The organism is Pseudomonas sp. Marseille-Q5115, assembly GCF_916618905.1.
Classification (GTDB): domain Bacteria; phylum Pseudomonadota; class Gammaproteobacteria; order Pseudomonadales; family Pseudomonadaceae; genus Aquipseudomonas; species Aquipseudomonas japonica_A.
This window is the reverse complement of record NZ_CAKAKI010000001.1, coordinates 847,503-866,277: the sequence shown is the minus strand read 5'-3', so window position 1 is coordinate 866,277 and position 18,775 is coordinate 847,503. Positions and strand designations below refer to the sequence as shown.

15 protein-coding genes and 3 tRNA genes are annotated in these 18,775 nt (G+C 62.4%); 2 read left to right on the top strand and 16 right to left on the bottom strand.

Annotation, left to right across the window (positions count from 1 at the left end; genetic code table 11):
* Positions 1 to 86: 86 nt before the first annotated feature.
* Both LG385_RS04125 and LG385_RS04120 read left to right on the top strand, forming a co-directional pair.
* Complete coding sequence (locus tag LG385_RS04125) at positions 87 to 2,162, top strand: carboxy terminal-processing peptidase (RefSeq protein ID WP_225772631.1); 2,076 nt, start codon at positions 87 to 89, stop codon at positions 2,160 to 2,162.
* Positions 2,163 to 2,285: 123 nt separating this feature from the next.
* On the top strand, positions 2,286 to 4,049 hold the full coding sequence (locus LG385_RS04120; protein WP_225772629.1) for a bifunctional diguanylate cyclase/phosphodiesterase: 1,764 nt from the start codon (positions 2,286 to 2,288) through the stop codon (positions 4,047 to 4,049).
* A gap of 116 nt (positions 4,050 to 4,165) precedes the next feature.
* Here LG385_RS04120 and LG385_RS04115 read toward each other — a convergent pair whose 3' ends face one another.
* From LG385_RS04115 to accD, 16 genes are all read right to left on the bottom strand, one after another.
* A complete protein-coding gene (locus LG385_RS04115) occupies positions 4,166 to 4,537 on the bottom strand; it encodes a hypothetical protein (RefSeq protein ID WP_181111675.1) in 372 nt (123 codons plus the stop codon).
* 197 nt (positions 4,538 to 4,734) lie between these two features.
* Positions 4,735 to 5,184, bottom strand: a complete 450-nt coding sequence (locus LG385_RS04110; protein ID WP_181122997.1) for a YkvA family protein — start codon at positions 5,182 to 5,184, stop codon at positions 4,735 to 4,737.
* Positions 5,185 to 5,502: 318 nt separating this feature from the next.
* On the bottom strand, positions 5,503 to 6,282 hold the full coding sequence (locus LG385_RS04105) for an FKBP-type peptidyl-prolyl cis-trans isomerase (protein ID WP_181111673.1): 780 nt from the start codon (positions 6,280 to 6,282) through the stop codon (positions 5,503 to 5,505).
* Positions 6,283 to 6,436: 154 nt separating this feature from the next.
* Positions 6,437 to 7,408: a pca operon transcription factor PcaQ gene (gene pcaQ / locus LG385_RS04100; RefSeq protein WP_225772627.1), complete on the bottom strand. Its 972-nt coding sequence runs from the start codon at positions 7,406 to 7,408 to the stop codon at positions 6,437 to 6,439.
* A gap of 102 nt (positions 7,409 to 7,510) precedes the next feature.
* Entirely contained in the window at positions 7,511 to 7,870 is a 360-nt protein-coding gene (nirD, locus tag LG385_RS04095; RefSeq protein ID WP_225772625.1) for a nitrite reductase small subunit NirD, read from the bottom strand.
* Between the two features lies 1 nt (position 7,871).
* The gene (gene nirB, locus LG385_RS04090; RefSeq protein ID WP_225772622.1) at positions 7,872 to 10,433 is read right to left on the bottom strand and encodes a nitrite reductase large subunit NirB; all 2,562 of its coding nucleotides are present in this window, start codon (positions 10,431 to 10,433) and stop codon (positions 7,872 to 7,874) included.
* 444 nt (positions 10,434 to 10,877) lie between these two features.
* Positions 10,878 to 10,954, bottom strand: a tRNA-Asp gene (locus LG385_RS04085).
* A 96-nt stretch (positions 10,955 to 11,050) separates the two neighbouring features.
* Positions 11,051 to 11,127, bottom strand: a tRNA-Asp gene (locus tag LG385_RS04080).
* 45 nt (positions 11,128 to 11,172) lie between these two features.
* A tRNA-Val gene (locus tag LG385_RS04075) sits at positions 11,173 to 11,248 on the bottom strand.
* Between the two features lie 117 nt (positions 11,249 to 11,365).
* Positions 11,366 to 12,133, bottom strand: a complete 768-nt coding sequence (locus tag LG385_RS04070) for an SDR family oxidoreductase (protein WP_225772620.1) — start codon at positions 12,131 to 12,133, stop codon at positions 11,366 to 11,368.
* Positions 12,134 to 12,138: 5 nt separating this feature from the next.
* Positions 12,139 to 13,353 carry an O-succinylhomoserine sulfhydrylase gene (locus LG385_RS04065; RefSeq protein WP_225772618.1) on the bottom strand — a complete coding sequence of 405 codons (1,215 nt, stop codon included), beginning with the start codon at positions 13,351 to 13,353 and terminating at the stop codon, positions 12,139 to 12,141.
* A gap of 11 nt (positions 13,354 to 13,364) precedes the next feature.
* Positions 13,365 to 14,870 carry an amidophosphoribosyltransferase gene (purF, locus tag LG385_RS04060; protein WP_181111666.1) on the bottom strand — a complete coding sequence of 502 codons (1,506 nt, stop codon included), beginning with the start codon at positions 14,868 to 14,870 and terminating at the stop codon, positions 13,365 to 13,367.
* A gap of 16 nt (positions 14,871 to 14,886) precedes the next feature.
* Positions 14,887 to 15,468: a CvpA family protein gene (locus tag LG385_RS04055; RefSeq protein WP_181111665.1), complete on the bottom strand. Its 582-nt coding sequence runs from the start codon at positions 15,466 to 15,468 to the stop codon at positions 14,887 to 14,889.
* A gap of 182 nt (positions 15,469 to 15,650) precedes the next feature.
* The gene (locus tag LG385_RS04050; protein ID WP_225772617.1) at positions 15,651 to 16,358 is read right to left on the bottom strand and encodes an SPOR domain-containing protein; all 708 of its coding nucleotides are present in this window, start codon (positions 16,356 to 16,358) and stop codon (positions 15,651 to 15,653) included.
* Positions 16,342 to 17,649: a bifunctional tetrahydrofolate synthase/dihydrofolate synthase gene (folC, locus tag LG385_RS04045; RefSeq protein ID WP_225772615.1), complete on the bottom strand. Its 1,308-nt coding sequence runs from the start codon at positions 17,647 to 17,649 to the stop codon at positions 16,342 to 16,344. Before folC ends, LG385_RS04050 begins: the two co-directional genes overlap by 17 nt.
* Positions 17,646 to 18,572, bottom strand: coding sequence for an acetyl-CoA carboxylase, carboxyltransferase subunit beta (gene accD / locus LG385_RS04040; protein WP_225772613.1), 927 nt, complete (start codon positions 18,570 to 18,572; stop codon positions 17,646 to 17,648). The genes folC and accD overlap by 4 nt, the downstream gene beginning before the upstream one ends.
* Between the last annotated feature and the right edge of the window lie 203 nt (positions 18,573 to 18,775).

Here is an 18,775-nt window from a genome sequence, read left to right as displayed (position 1 = left end):
AACAGGATTTAATGTAGCGGAGCTGGAACCGGTCCATTCAAAGACGGCCTAATATGCGTTATCAACTGTCCCCTCGTCGAATGAGCATGAAGCAACTATTCCCCGGTACCGCCCTGGCGTTAGGCATCAGCCTCAGCCTGCTGTCAGCCCCAGGCTTTGCGGCCAATAGCTGGAACAGCCTTCAGCCCGACCGCGACGAGGTGATCGCCAGCCTCAACGTCGTCGAGTTGTTAAAACGCCATCACTACAGCAAACCGCCGCTGAACGATGCGCGCTCGGTCATCATCTATGACAGCTATATCAAACTGCTGGATCCGTCCCGCAGTTATTTCCTGGCCAGTGATATCGCAGAGTTCGACAAGTGGAAAACCCAGTTCGATGATTTCCTGAAAAACGGAAACCTCGATCCTGGCTTTACCATCTACAAGCGTTATCTGGATCGCGTGAAGGCCCGCCTCGACTACGCCCTCGACCTGCTGGACGATGGCGTGGACAAGATGGACTTCAGCACCAACGAAACGCTCGAGGTGGACCGCAAGGATTCCCCATGGCTGGCCACCACCGCCGACCTGGATGGCCTGTGGCGCAAGCGGGTGATGGACGAAGTGCTGCGCATGAAGCTGGCCGGCAAGGATTCCAAGCAGATCCAGGAAACCCTGACCAAGCGCTACAAGAACCAGCTGGCACGGCTCGATCAAACCCGCGCCGAAGATATCTTCCAGGCATACATCAATACCTTCGCCCAGTCCTACGATCCGCACACCAACTACCTGTCGCCTGACAACGCGGAAAACTTCGACATCAACATGAGCCTTTCCCTGGAAGGCATCGGGGCCGTGCTGCAGAGCGACAACGATCAGGTGAAGATCGTGCGGCTGGTACCGGCCGGGCCGGCGGACAAGACCAAGCAGGTCGCGCCTTCGGACAAGATCATCGGGGTAGCCCAGGGCGACAAGGAAATGGTTGACGTGGTCGGCTGGCGCCTGGATGAAGTGGTCAAGCTGATCCGCGGGCCCAAGGGCTCGGTGGTGCGCCTGGAAGTGATCCCGCACACCAACGCGCCAAACGACCAGACCACCAAGGTTGTGTCCATCACCCGTGAAGCGGTGAAGCTCGAAGAGCAGGCGGCGAAAAAATCCGTGCTGCACCTGAACCAGAACGGCCACGACTACAAGCTGGGCGTGATCGAAATCCCGGCGTTCTACCTGGACTTCAAAGCCTTCCGGGCCGGGGATCCGGACTACAAGTCCACCACCCGGGACGTGAAGAAGCTGCTCAGCGAGCTGCAGAAAGAAAAAGTCGACGGCGTGGTCATCGACCTGCGCAACAACGGCGGCGGTTCTCTTCAGGAAGCGACCGAGCTCACCAGCCTGTTCATCGAGAAAGGCCCTACGGTGCTGGTGCGCAACAGCGACGGCAAGGTCGACGTGCTCGAGGACGAAAACCCTGGCGCCTTCTACAAGGGGCCGCTGGCGTTGCTGGTCAACCGCCTCTCCGCTTCGGCCTCTGAAATCTTCGCTGGCGCGATGCAGGACTACCATCGCGCGCTGATCATCGGTGGCCAGACCTTCGGCAAGGGGACCGTGCAAACGATCCAGCCCCTCAACCATGGCGAGCTGAAGCTTACCCTGGCGAAGTTCTATCGAGTGTCGGGCCAGAGCACGCAGCACCAGGGCGTACTGCCGGACATCGCTTACCCGTCGATCATCGACACCAAGGAAATCGGCGAGAGCGCGCTGCCTGAAGCCATGCCGTGGGACACCATCCGGCCTGCCGTCAAACCGGAAACCGACCCCTTCAAGCCGTTCCTGGCGCAGCTCAAGACCTTGCATGACAAGCGGACCGAAGGTGACGCGGAATTCGCTTATATCCGCGACCGCCTGGCGCTCAGCCAGAAGCTCGCTGACGAAAAAACCGTGAGCCTCAACGAAGCCCAGCGCCGCGCCGAGCACACCAGCATCGAAGCCCAACAGCTTGCGCTGGAAAATGCCCGCCGCAAGGCCAAGGGGCAGGAGCCGCTCAAGGAACTGAAGAAAGAGGACGAAGACCCGCTGGCAGGCGCGCCCGACGACAGCAAGCCCGAGGACGATGCCTACCTGAGTGAAACCGGCCGCATCCTGATCGACTACCTGCGGCTGAATACCCAGGTGGCCAAGCACTGATGTGAAAGGTGATAGCGCGGCGGGCTGATGGCGTTTTAGTCATCATCCTGTCACGCAACTGTCGTGAAATACGAGGCCGGGCAGCGATGCCCGGCCTTTTTCATTCTCGGCAGCGGGACACGCATGACCATCACCGAACAGCTCGGCGCCCTGAGTGCCATCCTGGCCCAGGGCAATGTCCATACCCTGTTCCAGCCGATCGTTTCCCTGGCCGAACGCCGGGTACTGGGCTATGAGGCACTCACGCGGGGCCCGTCCAACAGCCCGCTTCACTCCCCGCTCAACCTCTTTGCCGTGGCCCGGCAAACCGGGCACCTCAGCGAGCTCGAAGTGTTGTGCCGGCAAACCGCCTGCAAATGCTTCAGCGCACAGCGGTTGCAGGGCAAGCTGTTCCTCAACGTGTCGCCCGAGTCCCTGCTGGAACCCATACACCCGTCCGGGCTCACATTGCAGCTCTTGCAACGCTACGGGTTGTCGCCCAGCCAGGTGGTGATCGAACTCACCGAGCAGACTCCGACAGACGACTTCCAACTGTTGTCTAGAGCATTGCACCATTATCGCAGCATGGGCTTTACCATCGCGCTGGACGACCTCGGCGCCGGGTATTCGAGCCTGCGGCTGTGGTCCGAGCTGCGCCCTGATTACGTCAAGATCGACCGGCACTTTATCGAGGGCATTCACCAGGACGCGCTCAAGCGCGAGTTCGTGGGCTCTATCCTGCAAATCGCCCGTCGCTCCCGGGCGCAGGTGATCGCCGAAGGCATCGAACAAGTAGAAGAACTGGCGGTGTTGACAGAAATGGGCGTGGACCTGGTGCAAGGCTATCTGCTTGCCCGGCCGCATGAACGGCCACCAAGGGAGGCAACCGACATGCTGCCGCGCGTGGAGGCCGCACCGGCCTTGGCAGAGGAAGCACGGGACCTGCGCAACCTGCTGCTGGAGCAGCCAGCGGTGGCCCACGACACGCCGATTGCTCGCGTGCTGGAGGCGTTCCGCCTGCAGGCGAACCTGAACTCGATGGCCGTGCTGGATACGGAGCGCCGCCCATGCGGGATCGTTCACCGCCACTCGCTTTCCGATGCACTGCTCAAACCCTTTGCCACCGACCTGTTCGCACGCAAGCCGATCAGCCGCTTGATGAGCGAGGATTTTCTTGCCGTGGAGCTGGGCCAGTCATTGCAACAGGTGAGCCGGCTGCTCACCAGCAGGGCGCGCCAGCGCATCGAAGAAGACTTCATCATCACCGAGGGCGGCGCCTATCAAGGGCTTGGCAGGGTGATCGACGTATTGAAATTGATTACTGAATTGAAGATCGAACAGGCGCGCTATGCCAACCCGCTCACCCTGCTGCCAGGCAATGTGCCCATTCGCCAGTGCCTGGAGCGGGTGCTCGCCCAAGGCCGCGAAGTTGCGGTGTGCTACATCGATATCGACAGCTTCAAGCCCTTCAACGACCTCTACGGCTACAGCCGTGGCGATGAGGTGCTGCTGTGCCTCGCCCACTGCCTGAGCGAACGGGTCGACCCCAGCCGCGATTTTCTTGGCCACATCGGCGGAGACGACTTCATGCTAGTGATCGGCTCGGGCGACTGGCGACCTCGGCTGGACCGCCTGATCGAAGATTTCACCCAGCAGTGCCGACGCTTCTACCGCAGCGAGCACCTGGAGGCCGGGTGCTTTGTTTCGCATAACCGCCAGGGCGTACGGCAGGCCTTCGCGCTGCTGTCACTGTCCATTGGCGTGGTGCACCTGAATGCAGGAGACTGCGCGGGGCTGAATGCCGAAGACCTGGCCGCGCAGGCTTCAGAGGCCAAACACAGCGCCAAGGAGATTGTGGGGTCGGCGGTGTTCGTCAGGCCTCCTGTGCTTGCAGCCATCCCGCTGTAGGCGCTTTAACGCTGTGGGAAGCGGAATGCCGCTGTTATCTTAAGCCCTTATTCGCGAGCTCCGCCTTCGGCTTCGCTTGCTCAATAGGCGGCGCGAGCTCGCGAAAACGACGCCCTTCAGCTCATCGACTTACCCGGATAACTGTACTCGAACACCCGTACCACCTCCGAAGCATGCCACGAAGCCGCGGCTATCCCGTCGACCGGGCCGGAAAAGCGGCCAAGCCGTTCCACGCATTCGAAGAAACCGGTTCGCGGCAGGCGGCTCGCGCCTTGGCTGATCACCAGCGAGCTGCGCAGCGGCTGCTCGGCGCGTGCATCGAGCATCGCCAGGTGCTCAAGTGCCGCGGTAAGGGTTTGCATGGCAGGGCTTGGCAGTTGCAGGCGCTCGAGCAAGGCGCGATAGGTGAGCAAATGGCGCTGCCGTCTTGCCACATCCAGTTCACCGAGCAGGCCGTCCCAATGTTGCCGACTGATCCTCACGCTCATCGATCGCTCCCCTCGCCTGGGGCTACGCCAGGCACAACGAGGCAATTTTCAAAACGCTGAGATACATATGTCATCGGAGCCCTCCTTGATGACCCTGTCACTTGAATGGTCTTCACCGGCTTTAAACATCTTAACAGCCCAGACCTTTCCGTGAAGTGCGACAGGGCGCCTCGCCGACATACGTCAATGCGCGCGGCTCAAGGGCGGCGCAGGTACTCGCCCTCCAGTGGCACGCTCTGCTCGGGCACACGCTCCACCACACTCAGGGTTTCGGGGTGTTGCTGGCCACGCCATGCACGAAAGGCATCCAGCTCGCCCTGCAGTACTTTCATCACCCAGCCGAGCACGGCGATGTCGTCGAGCATGCCTACCCCCAGCAGCCAGTCGGGGATCGCATCGATAGGGCTGACAAAATACAGCAGCCCCGCCACCACCGACAGGATGGCCTTTGCGCTGATCGCGCGGTATTCGCCGCGCCAGTACGCCATGCACAGCGCCTGTAACAATGCGACGTCTTCTTTTACCTGGCCCAGGCGCTTGCCGCGCACTTTACGGGCAACAGCAATAGCCAGCGCAGGCAACCGGCCACGCGCGACCAGGCGCTCGGCCAGAGGCAAAAATTGGGTGAAGCCGAATGGTGCCTTCATGAAGCCTCCCGGGCATTCGTTGAAAAGGATATCCACAATATTTGTGGATAACCATGTGAACAGTGGCCTTGGATCGGGCTGAAAGCCCCAGCGGGACGGGGCGAAGGTCAGATCGGCGTTTTTTCGTTCACATCCACTGACAAAAACCCCCGCATAACAGCCCGCACGCCCAGGCGCAAGCCCTTCATCTCTGACTTTCAGCACCCTCAGGGGTTCGCTTTCGATTGGCCAGGTTCGTTTGGTCCGCGGGTTTCAACCAGCCAAAAACAACAACGCCCCGGCAAGTGCGGGGCGTTGTGGGAGGAGCAGCCTGGGGCCTTACTGCGCCTTGGCGGGCGCTTCAGCCGGGGCTTCGTCCGCCGGTGCTGCCTGTTCGGCGTCGTCACCTTCAGCCTGGGCCTTGGCCGGGTCCTTGATGCCCAGCAGTTCGAGATCGAACACCAGCACCGAGTTGGCCGGAATGGTCGGGCTCGGGCTTTGCGCGCCGTAGGCCAGGTCGCTCGGGATGAAGAGCTTGACCTTCTCGCCCACGTGCATCAGTTGCAGGCCTTCGACCCAACCCGGGATCACGCCACTGACAGGCAGGTCGATCGGGCTGCCGCGCTCTACAGAGCTGTCGAACACCTTGCCGTCGATCAGTTTGCCGGTGTAGTGCACGGTGACCACATCGGTAGGCTTGGGCTGCGGGCCATCGGCCTTCTGCACCACTTGGTACTGCAAGCCGGAAGCGGTAGTGACCACGCCGTCCTTCTTGCCGTTCTCTTCAAGGAATTTCTTGCCAGCGGCCATGGATTCCTCGCTCATCTTGGTCATGCGCTCTTCGGCGCGCTTCTGCAGCGCGGCAAAGGCCTCGACCAGCTCGTCATCCTTGAGCTTCTGCTCTTTTTTGCCGACAGCGTCTTCGATGCCCAGGGCTACTGCCTTGGAATCGAGGTCGTCCATGCCTTCCTGGGCGAGGCTCTTGCCCATGTTCAGGCCGATGCCGTAGGAGGCTTTCTGAGCCGGGGTTTTCAGCTCGACGCTGCTGGTCTGCTTATCGCAACCGGCGAGAACCAAGCCAACCAGGGCGATCGCAGCCGCCAACCGATGCTGTTTCATGCTGTTTCCTTGTGAGGGGCGCCATACGAAGGGCGGTCGAGTTAAGCCGCGAGCTTAGCAGGCGGGCCCGACCAATGGCTATGCCATAGGAGGGGGAATAATCAGATAAGTTCAAGCTACCAAAGGATTTTCAATCGCGCAGGTGAAAGATCGTTTAACCGCCGTGCGAGTGGCCAGCGAGCGTGTTTTCCTCCAGTTGCGCTTCCCCTTCGCGGTACCTCGCGGCCACCTCTCGCACTACATCACACAGCCACTGGCCCGGTAACGACAACGGCAAGGCGGCGTTCCCGCAGATGCCCACCGAGCCGCCCGGCTCACTCACCCCCAGGCTCAGCTCGCACAGTTCACCTTGATGGATATCCAGGTGAACGGCATCACGTGGAGCGACCCAGATCGCATCGCTGCCCTGCACGTAACGACGGCTCAAGGTCGGGGACAGGGTTTCAAGCCGTTGCGCCGACGGTGGAATGCCATACTGAACGAACAGGCTGTCGGCGTGCTTGCGAATGGTGGTGCCTGCCAGGGGCAGTACCAGCGGGAACGCCGGTATGCGGGTCACGTCCACGGGGCTGGCGCCGAGCAAGGGGTGCCCCGGCCGAACCACAAGCGTCATTGCTTCGCTGTACAGGTGCTCGAAGGTCAGGCCCTGGATTTGCGGGTTGTCGGCCACACGGCCGATCACCAGGTCGAGTTCGCCCACATGCAGCTGCCCCAAGAGGTAGGCGCCCGGGCCGGTGGCCACGCTGACCACCAACGCCGAGTGGCGCTCATGCAACAAGCTCAGCACCTGAGCCATGAACTGGCTTTCAACCGTAGATAGGGCACCCACGCGCACATGAGGCGGCTCGTGGCTGCTGTCCCGTAATGTGCTCACGCCATCGCGCAGCGCCTGCACACAGGGCCCCGCGTAGCGCATGAAGCGCACCCCCGCGGGGGTCAGCGCCACCCCGCCCTTGCTGCGCTCGAACAGCCGCGCCTGGAGCAGATCTTCAAGCTCCTTCAGGGTTTTGGAGATCGCCGGCTGGCTGATCGCCATGGCATCCGCCGCGCGAGCGAAACTGCCATGGCGGGCGATTTCCAGGAAGCACAGCAGGTGGCGAAATTTGATGCGGTTGTCGAGGTTCATGGCGGGAGTTTACCAAGCTGCAAGCTACAAGTTTCAAGCTTCAAGCTTCAAGCCGGGCTTGCTCTTGCAGCTTGCAGCTTACGGCTTGCAGCTGTGGATCACTCAGCCCCCGATCTCCACCCTGCCCTCCACCAGCCTCACGGGCCATGTTTTTAACGCCTGGGCAGCATCTTCGAGGCAGTGGCCGTCTACCAGGCTGAAGTGCTGTTTGTACAGCGGCGCCGCCACCACCGGCTCGCCGCCGAGGTTACCGATGATGCCGCGGCCAATCACGTTGGCGCCGGAGCGCGGATCGCGGTTGTCGAGGGCGAAAAGCTCGGGGGCCTGGCCTGGGAGGTAGAACAGCGCGATCTGCTGGCCTTCGTGCCACGCCACGACGCCCGAATTGGGCACCAGGTCGTCGAGCCCGCACAGGGTGGCCCACGGGGAATCGGTACGGTAAACAGGGCTTGGCACGCTCATGTCATGCATCCTCAGTGGCGGTAACGGGAATCAGGCGAAGTTCATCAGCGCGCGCCGGCCGGCGCTGGCCGCGTTCGCGTACAAATTGCACGCCCGGGTCGGCATGTTTCTCGTTCACGAAGGTGCGGAAACGCTTGAGTTTCTCCGGGTCCTTCAGCGCGTTGGCCCATTCGCATTCGTAGCGATCGACCACCAGTTGCATCTGGGCTTCCAGCTCGGCGGCCAGCCCCAGGCTGTCGTCGATCACCACAGCCTTGAGGTAATCCAGCCCGCCTTCCAGGCTTTCGCGCCATACGGAGGTGCGTTGGAGCTTGTCCGCCGTGCGGATGTACAGCATCAGGAAGCGGTCGATGTAGCGAATGAGCGTGGCGTCGTCCAGGTCGGTCGCGAACAGCTCTGCGTGGCGCGGGCGCATGCCGCCGTTGCCGCAGAGGTAAAGGTTCCAGCCTTTCTCCGTGGCGATCACGCCCACGTCCTTGCTCTGGGCTTCCGCGCATTCGCGGGTACAGCCCGACACCGCGAATTTGAGCTTGTGCGGCGAGCGCAGGCCCTTGTAGCGGTCCTCGATCAGCAGGGCCATGGCTACGCTGTCCTGCACGCCATAGCGGCACCACGTGCTGCCTACACAGGACTTCACCGTGCGAGTCGACTTGCCATATGCATGGCCGGTTTCGAACCCTGCCTCGATCAACTCACTCCAGATATCCGGAAGCTCATGCAGCTGGGCGCCGAAGAGGTCGATCCGCTGGCCACCGGTGATCTTGGTGTACAGGTCGTATTTCTTGGCCACGGCGCCAATCGCGATGAGCTTGTCCGGGGTAATTTCGCCACCCGGGATGCGCGGCACCACCGAGTAGGTGCCGTTCTTCTGCATGTTGGCCATGAAGGTGTCGTTGGTGTCCTGCAGCGGTACCAGCGAGGGGTCCATCACGGGCTGGTTCCAGCACGAGGCCAGGATATTGCCCACCGTGGGCTTGCAGGTATCGCACCCCAGGCTGCCTCGACCGTGGCGGGCATGCAGCTCCTCGAACGTTTGAATGCCTTCCACCCGTACCAGGGCATAGAGCTCTTGGCGGGTGTAAGCGAAGTGCTCGCAAAGGCTCTTGTCCACGGTCACGCCGCGGGCGCTGAGCTCGTGCTCGAACACCTGCTTGAGCAGGGCCGAACAGCCACCGCAGCCAGTGCCTGCCTTGGTCTGGCACTTGACCGACGCAAGATCGCCACAGCCGCTGTCGATAGCGCCGCATATCGCCCCTTTGCTCACGTTGTGACAGGAACAGATAGTGGCTGTGGCGGGCAGCGCGTCCGGGCCCAGCAAAGGCGCGGCCTCGCCTTGAGGGAGGATGAGCACCGCAGGGTCTGCGGGCAGTGGCAAACCGTTCTGGGCGTATTGCAGCAGCGTGTCGTAGTAGCTGTTATCGCCTACCAGCACAGCGCCCAGCACTTTGCTGCCGCTGGCGTCGACCACCAGCCGCCGGTAACTGGCGGTTGCCTCGTCGATGAAGCGGTAACTGCGCGCTCCCGGGGTAGTGCCATGGGCATCGCCAATGGACCCTACGTCCACGCCTAGCAGCTTGAGCTTGGTCGACATATCTGCGCCGGTGAAGGTGCCAGCATCGCCATCGGTCAGCAAATCAGCCAGGTTGCGCGCCATGGTGTAACCCGGGGCAACCAGGCCGAACACGCTGCCGTTCCAGGATGCACATTCACCGATGGCGAAGATTGCGGGGTCGCTGCTGCGGCACTCGCTGTCTATCACCACACCACCCCGTGGCGCGATATCCAGGCCACACCCCCGGCCCAGGGCATCCTGCGGGCGAATACCCGCCGAGAACACGATCAGGTCGGTTTCCAGATGCTCCCCACCGTCGAAATTCATGCGGTAGCGGTGGGTGTCACCCGCTTCCACGCTCTGGGTCGCCCGCGCCAGGTGAACGCCCACGCCCAGGGCTTCGATACGGGCCCGCAAGGCTGCTCCGCCTTCGCTGTCCAGTTGAACCGGCATCAGCCGCGGCGCGAACTCCACCACATGCGCCTCGAGCCCCAGCGACTTCAAAGCATTGGCGGCCTCAAGCCCCAATAACCCGCCGCCCACGACCACCCCTCGGCGAGCACCCTGGGCCGCCAGGCGGATGCGATCAAGGTCGTCGAGAGTACGGTACACCAGCCGCGCATCGCCTTCGCAACCGGCAATGGGCGGTACAAAGGGATAGGAGCCGGTGGCGAGCACCAGCCGGTCATAGTGGTAGCGGCCCTTGTTCGTGACGATAGCCCGGTTGACGCGATCAATCTCCAGCACGGCCTCATCGTGGTGGGCCTGCATACTGTTGTCGCGATAGAAAGCCGGGCCATTCATGGCCAAGGCTTCGGCGTCCTTCCCGGTGAAATATTCGGACAAATGCACGCGGTCGTAGGCACGCTGCCGCTCTTCGCCGAACACATGCACGTCATAACGTGCCACGGCGCCGCGCTGGGCCAACTGCTCCAGCAAATGGTGGCCGACCATGCCGTTACCCACGATGATCAGTTGCTCGCGCGGCTTGTGAGTCAGAATCGAGTTCATACGCTACCTCGCCTCGAGGCCTTGGCCCCGCAAAAACGAAAAAGGCGCCTGGAGCCCGTGAGAGCTCCAGGCGCCTTTGCCTGGTATTCAGTAAGTTCTGTATGGAGAGCCGCGTTGCTCGCCACTGCCCGGCCGGGTGATCGACATTGATCAGCCGGAAGGTCGGCCCATGCGTTGCGATGGACGTTATAGATTTAGCAACCTCTGTGCCAGAACCTAAATCATTGATTTGCGGAGCGTTGCGGAAGAGAAACGAGGGAAAGACGAACCAATGCAGTGCGCCGCAGAAAAACCCTCACGGTTATAGGGCATTTCACACGCCCGCATACGGCCATTGAGGTACACGAAGAAGGCAGGCCCGGTTCGAAAACAGCGGGCAAAAAAAAACGACCCGAAGGTCGTTTTTCTCTAGATCCGAAACCGTTCAACGTTTCGGATCGAAGATGGCGCAGCGGACGGGACTCGAACCCGCGACCCCCGGCGTGACAGGCCGGTATTCTAACCGACTGAACTACCGCTGCGTATCGCTCAGGCTTTCGCCCGAAGTGAAACTGGCTGACCGAAGCGGGGTGGTTGCTTCAATCTCAGGCACCGGGTTAACGATACCTGGAAAAAAATGGCGCAGCGGACGGGACTCGAACCCGCGACCCCCGGCGTGACAGGCCGGTATTCTAACCGACTGAACTACCGCTGCGCGTCGGTGGACTTTCGTCCGCTCTAGAATCAGAGCACTTCGAAGTGGTGGGTGATGACGGGATCGAACCGCCGACCCTCTGCTTGTAAGGCAGATGCTCTCCCAGCTGAGCTAATCACCCGTGTACTGCGTCGAAGTGGTGCGCATTTTGGCGATGAGGTGAATGTAAGTCAATACCCTGCTTGAAGTTTTTTTCAAAAAGGCAGATTTGGCCGTTACGCCGCCCTACCGCCCGTTGTCAGACGTAAATCATCTTGCGGGTCATGCCACCGTCGATGATGAACTCCTGGCCGGTAACGAACCCGGCACTGGGCGACAACAGCCACGCCGCAGCCGCGGCGATGTCTTCCACGGTACCTACCCGCCCGACAGGGTGCTGCGAATGGTCGGCCTCGCTCAAGGGTTCGGCCCTGCGCTCGGAAGGATCGCGCGCATCGACCCAGCCAGGGCTGATCGCATTGACACGGATTTCCGGGGCAAGGCTGATAGCCAACGCATGGGTGAGTGCCAGCACGCCGCCCTTGCTCGCCGCGTAGGCTTCGGTGTCTGGCTCTGACTGGTGCGCGCGGGTGGAGCAGATGTTCACAATCGCTCCGTTGCGTGCGCGCAGGTAAGGCGCGCAATGCCTGGCCATGAGCATGGTGCCGGTGAGGTTCACGCCGATCACCCGCTGCCAGTGCGCAAGGGGCACGCTTTCGATCGGCCCGCCGTGTGCATCGGTGATCGCCGCGTTGCACACAAGCGCATCAAGCCGACCGAAGCGCGCCAGGGCCTGGGCTACCCCGGCAATCACCTGCCGCTCATCAGCCACGTCCATGGCAACGAAAGCAGCACCCTCCCCCAGTACCTCGGCCACTTGCGCGCCCCGAGCCGCATCCACGTCGGCGAGCACCACCTTCCAGCCCTCTACCAGCAGCCAGGCGGCAATGCCCAGGCCAACGCCCCGCGCCGCGCCCGTGACCAGCGCAACGCGAGCATCGCGAAAGCCGGTACGGGCAATTTCCATCGGAATCACAGCGCAGCCAGGCCTCGGGCCATGTCCGCCTGCAGGTCTGCGAGGTCTTCCAGGCCCACCGCCACGCGGATCAGGCTGTCACGAATCCCGGCCGCTTCGCGCTCTTGCGGGGACAAACGCCCGTGAGAGGTGGTCGCCGGATGGGTGATGGTGGTCTTGCTGTCGCCCAGGTTGGCAGTGATGGACACCAGCCGGGTAGCGTCGATAAACGCCCATGCCCCCTGCTTGCCGCCCTTCACTTCGAAGCTGACCACGCCGCCGAAGCCCCCACGCATCTGCCGCTTCGCCAACGCGTGCTGCGGGTGACTTTCAAGGCCGGCGTAGTGCACCTTCTCGATGCCATCCTGCAGCTCCAGCCACTCGGCCAGTGCCTGGGCGTTGGCACAGTGAGCGCGCATCCTGAGGCTGAGCGTTTCCAGCCCCTTGAGGAAAATCCAGGCGTTGAACGGGCTGAGCGAAGCGCCAGCGGTACGCACCACGCCGACCATTTCCTTCATATGTTCCGCACGCCCCGCTACAACACCGCCCATGCAACGGCCCTGGCCATCGATGAACTTGGTGGCCGAATGCACCACAATGTCCGCGCCCAGCTTCAAAGGCTGTTGCAGGGCCGGCGTGCTGAAGCAGTTGTCCACTACCAGCAGCGCACCCCGGGCATGGGCGACTTCGGCGAGCGCGGCGATATCGACCAGCTCAGCCAGCGGGTTGGACGGTGACTCCACGAACAGCAGCCGCGTATTGGGCTTGATGGCCTGCTCCCAACCGGCAACGTCGGCCAGCGGCACGTAGCTCACCTCGATACCGAAGCGCTTGAAGTACTTGTCGAACAGGCTGATGGTGGAGCCGAAAACGCTTTGGGACACCAGCACATGGTCCCCCGCGCTGCACAACCCCATCGCCACGCCGGTGATCGCTGCCATGCCGGTCGCGAAACCGACCGCCTGCTCGGCACCTTCCAATGCCGCCATGCGCTCTTCGAAGGAGCGCACGGTAGGGTTGGTGTAGCGGGAATAGACGTTGCCCGGAACCTCACCGGCAAAGCGTGCCGCTGCATCCGCCGCTGTGCGGAACACGTAGCTGGACGTGAAGAACAGCGGGTCGCTGTGCTCCCCTTCCGGGGTGCGGTGCTGGCCCGCACGCACGGCCAGGGTGTCGAAACCTACGCCTTCCAGATCACTGTCGAGGCGCCCTGCGTCCCATTCCTGGCTCATGCTCTGCTCCTTCAGTTGTTGTACAGGTCGATGATTGCGCTCACGGCCTGGGTTTTCACCTTGGCCACGTCGTTGCGGGCCGTGTCGATCTTGCTGAGGTAGGCCGCGTCCACGTCACCGGTGACGTAGTTACCGTCGAATACCGCGCAATCGAACTGGTCGATTTTCACCTTGCCCCCGCCCACTGCATCGATCAGGTCTGGCAGGTCCTGGTAGATCAGCCAGTCGGCACCGATAAGGTCGGCAACTTCCTGGGTGCTGCGGTTATGTGCGATCAGTTCATGAGCGCTGGGCATGTCGATGCCGTACACGTTCGGGTAGCGCACTGCCGGCGCCGCGGAGCAGAAGTACACCTTCCTGGCCCCGGCTTCACGGGCCATCTGGATGATCTGCTTGCAGGTGGTGCCGCGCACGATGGAGTCGTCCACCAGCATCACGTTCTTGCCGCGGAATTCCAGTTCGATGGCGTTGAGCTTCTGCCGAACAGACTTCTTGCGAGCCGCCTGGCCCGGCATGATGAAGGTACGGCCGATGTAGCGGTTTTTCACGAAGCCTTCGCGGAATTTCACGCCCAACTGATTCGCCAGCTCCAGCGCCGAAGTGCGGCTGGTGTCCGGGATCGGGATTACCACATCGATGTCGTGGTCTGGCCGTTCGCGCTGGATTTTCTCGGCCAGCTTCTCGCCCATGCGCAGGCGCGCCTTGTACACCGAGATCCCGTCGATGATCGAATCCGGCCGGGCCAGGTACACGTGCTCGAAGATGCAGGGCGCGTACTGGGGGTTTGGCGCGCACTGGCGAGTGTGCAGCTTGCCGTCTTCGGTGATGTATACCGCTTCGCCCGGCGCCAGGTCGCGAATCAGGGTGAAGCCGAGCACGTCGAGCGCGACGCTTTCGGAGGCGATCATGTACTCGACGCCTTCGTCGGTATGACGCTGGCCGAACACGATAGGACGAATGGCGTTAGGGTCGCGGAAGCCGACGATACCGTAGCCGGTGATCATCGCCACAACGGCGTAGCCGCCACGGCAACGCTTGTGGGTGTCTTTCACTGCGGCGAAGACATCTTCCTCGGTGGGCTGCAGCTTGCCGCGCACAGCCAGTTCATGGGCGAAGACGTTGAGCAGCACCTCGGAGTCCGAACTGGTGTTGACGTGGCGCAGATCCGATTCGTAGATTTCCTTGGCCAACTGCTCGACGTTGGTGAGGTTACCGTTGTGCGCCAGGGTGATCCCGTAAGGGGAGTTGACATAGAACGGCTGCGCCTCTGCCGAGGTGGAGCTGCCAGCGGTGGGATAGCGCACGTGGCCGATGCCCATATGCCCCACCAACCGTTGCATATGGCGCTGCTGGAACACATCACGGACCAGGCCGTTGTCCTTGCGAAGGAATAACCGGCCGTCGTGGCTGGTCACAATACCGGCAGCGTCCTGGCCGCGATGCTGCAAGACGGTTAATGCGTCATACAGTGCCTGATTGACGTTCGACTTACCGACGATACCGATGATGCCACACATGCGACACAACCCCTACTTAGTGAACCTGAACGGACCCTTGCTCATGGCCTTTGGGCGCAGGCAAGAGATGCTCCTTGAACGGAATCTCGACCGGGGAAGTGACCCCGGCCGCCAGCCATTGACTGCTCATTCCAAGAATGAGGTTCTTTGACCAGTCTGCAACGAGAAGAAAACGCGGTAGCAATTGCGACTGTTGCCACCATGGATCCTGTTGAACGGGGCCCAGGCTGAGCAGGCCGGCGGCAATCACGATCAGCAGCCCACCACGGGCGGCGCCGAACACCATACCCAGAAAGCGGTCTGTTCCAGACAGCCCGGTGACACGAATGAGTTCGCCTATGAGGAAATTGACCATCGCGCCCACCAACAGGGTGGCAACGAACAGAATGACGCAGCTGGCGATAACGCGCGCTGATGGCGTTTGAATATAACCTTCAAGGTACTGGGAAAGGCCGCCGCCAAACATCCAGGCCACGGCGCCTGCGACTATCCACGTTACCAGCGAGAGGGCTTCCTTGACGAAGCCGCGCTTCAAGCTGATCAACGCAGAGATAGCGACGACCGCAATGATCGCCCAGTCAACCCAGGTAAAAGCCACTTTTCGGCCTGCATACGGATAAGGCCGCGCATTTTAGCAGACGGGAAGGTTCCGGTTAAGCGGCATTATCGGATCGCCGCTATTGGCTGGGGCTATGGCCGGAAAGAGAGGCTGTGGCCAGACCTGGCGGACCGGGAAGCCTGCCGCCTGGCAAAGCCCGAACAGGCTTCAAGAAAGTTGATTCAGGTGCGCTCAGGCTCGAAGCGCACCACGAACCCCTTCAGGTTTTGCTGGCGATTGATCACATCGCGAAGGCGCTCGGCTTCCGCACGGTCGATCAGCGGCCCAACGAACACGCGGTTCTTGCCGTCAGCCGAGCGAACATAGGCATTGTAGCCCTGAGTGCGAAGGGTCTTCTGCAGGGTATCGGCGCCCGCGCGGCTGGAAAGGCTTGCCAATTGCACCGACCAGCTCACCGGTACGCCGCTACCGTCCAGCTTGTTGGCCGACGCGGTTGGCGCAGGCGTGGCAGCCTGCGGCGCCACTTTGGGCTGCGCGACCGCAGGAGTGCCTGCCACAGGGGTGCCTGCCACAGGGGTGCCTGCCGAGGGCGCGGTGACCGTAGGAGCGGAGGCAATGGGCATGCTGGGCGGATGAGCTTGAGCCGGTGCCTTGGCAGTAATCGCTGGCGCAGGCGCGGGCGCCGGGGACGGAGCCGTCGCGGGTGCGGCATCCTCGACCACAGTAGGCGGGGGCGCGTCCGGAACTGCCGCCGGCTGCACACTTACGTCAGGCACCACGGGCGCGACCGGCGCCGAGGGCGCATTGACCCGCACCTCACGAAGCTCGTCCGGGCGGCTGAACAGCATGGGCAGAAACACCACGGCCAGTGCAATCAGCACCAGCGCGCCGACCATGCGTTGCTTGAAGACGTTATCCAGCAGAGCCATCCGCGGCTACCTCCAGGCCGTGCCGCTCGATCCATGGCAGGGCATCGGCTACACAAAAGAAAGATCCGAACACGAGTATCTCGTCGCCTGGGCCAGCCAGATCACATTGATGCTCAAGGGCCGCCTCGACACTGCCATGTGACGTTGCTACGGCCCCAAGGTTCGACAAGGCTGCCTGCAATGACTCGACGGAACGGCTACGAGGCGATGGCAAGGGGCATACGGCCCAGTCAGACACACAACCCAACAGCGGCTCGATCACACCTGCAAGGTCCTTGTCAGCCAGCAACCCGAACACCGCACGGCGAATGGCAGGCGCGGCAATTGGTGGCAGCCGACCCCGGAGGTATTGCGCAGCATGGGGGTTATGCCCCACGTCCAGCAGCAGGCGCACCCGCTTGCCTTTCCATGCAACGTCCCGCCGATCCAGGCGGCCGGTGACATGGGTGGTTCGCAGCGCCTCGGCAATGCTGTCCGCTTCCGAGGGCAGGCCCAGGAGCGCGAAGGCCTGCAAGGCGAGCGCCGCGTTTTCCATGGGCAGGTCCAACCGTGGCAGGTTCACCAGGCGCAGCGCCTGACCTTCGGCGCCCTGCCCTTGCCAGTTCCAACCTTGCGCGTGTATTTGCAGGTCGAACTCATGGCCGCGCAGCAGCAGATGGCAACCCAGGCTGCGAGCCTTTTCGAGCAGAGGCGCGGGCGGATCGAGATCGCCGCATAGCGCGGGCCGACCGGAGCGAAGGATCCCGGCCTTCTCGAACGCTACCGATTCCCGGGTATTGCCCAGATAGTCGGCGTGGTCGATGCCGATGCTGGTGACCACAGCAAGGTCGGCGTCCACGAGGTTGACCGTATCGAGACGGCCACCCAGCCCCACTTCCAGTACCACGGCATCGAGGCCCGCGGAGGCAAACAGCCAGAAGGCCGCCAGGGTACCCATTTCGAAATAGGTCAGCGACACGTCACCGCGTGCTGCTTCCACGGCCTCGAACGCAGCGCAGAGCTGCGCATCCGAGGCCTCGGTACCATTCAGGCGGACGCGCTCGTTGTACCGCAGCAAGTGGGGCGAGCTGTACACTCCCACACGCAGGCCCTGCCCTGCCAGCAGGCTGGCGAGGAAGGCGCAGGTGGAACCCTTGCCGTTGGTACCCGTGACAGTAATGACCCGAGGCGCCAGGGGCCCGAGGCCCAACCGTTGGAATACCTCTCGCGACCGCTCCAGCCCCATGTCGATGGCCACGGGGTGCAGCTGTTCAAGGTAGGCCAGCCAGGCGTCCAGGGTGCGAGGTTTCATACCGCTGCAGGCGTGGTCGCGGCAGCCGGCTCGGCGGGCTGAGCGGAGATCACCGCCTGCCCAGGGGTAGGCACGTTCATCATCTGGGCCAGCAGGCGCGCCAGGCGCGGGCGTAGCTCCTGACGGTGAACGATCAGGTCAATGGCGCCGTGTTCCAGCAGGAATTCGCTACGCTGGAAGCCTTCTGGGAGTTTTTCGCGCACGGTTTGCTCGATCACTCGCGGGCCAGCAAAGCCGATCAGCGCCTTCGGCTCGCCGACGATCACGTCACCCAGCATGGCCAGGCTGGCGGAAACGCCGCCGTACACCGGGTCGGTCAGTACCGAGATGAACGGAAGGCCTTCTTCGCGCAGCCGCGCCAGTACAGCGGAGGTTTTGGCCATCTGCATCAGGGAGATCAGTGCCTCCTGCATGCGGGCACCACCGGACGCCGCGAAGCACACCATGGGGCAGCGGTTTTCCAGCGCGTAATTGGCCGCGCGAACGAAACGCTCACCCACGATGGCGCCCATGGAACCGCCCATGAAGCTGAATTCGAAGGCACTGGCCACGACCGGCATGCCCATCAGGGTACCGCTCATGGAAATCAGCGCGTCCTTTTCACCGGTCTGCTTTTGCGCAGCGGTGAGGCGATCCTTGTATTTCTTGCCGTCCTTGAACTTCAGGCGGTCAACCGGCTCGAGCTCGGCACCCAGCTCCTCGCGGCCCTCGGCATCGAGGAAGATATCCAGGCGGGCACGAGCGCCAATGCGCATGTGATGGTTGCACTTGGGGCAAACGTCGAGGGTTTTCTCGAGCTCGGGCCGGTAAAGCACCGCCTCGCAGTTCGGGCACTTGTGCCACAGGCCCTCGGGAACCGAACTCTTCTTCACCTCGGAACGCATGATCGAAGGGATCAGTTTGTCTACCAACCAGTTGCTCATGCTTGTTTCTCCAGTAACTGGGCAAACCCTGTGCGGGCCGGACCTGGGGGCCAGCGCCGCCACGGTCATTCAACACCAGGGGAGCGCGTGACGCTTCACCCTCTCGAAAATAGCTATAGGCGTACCGGGCCACCTTGTGGGGCCTGCAAGGCACGCTAGAAACGTACGACGGCGGCAAGGTCGCCGCCGTCACATTGCCATAC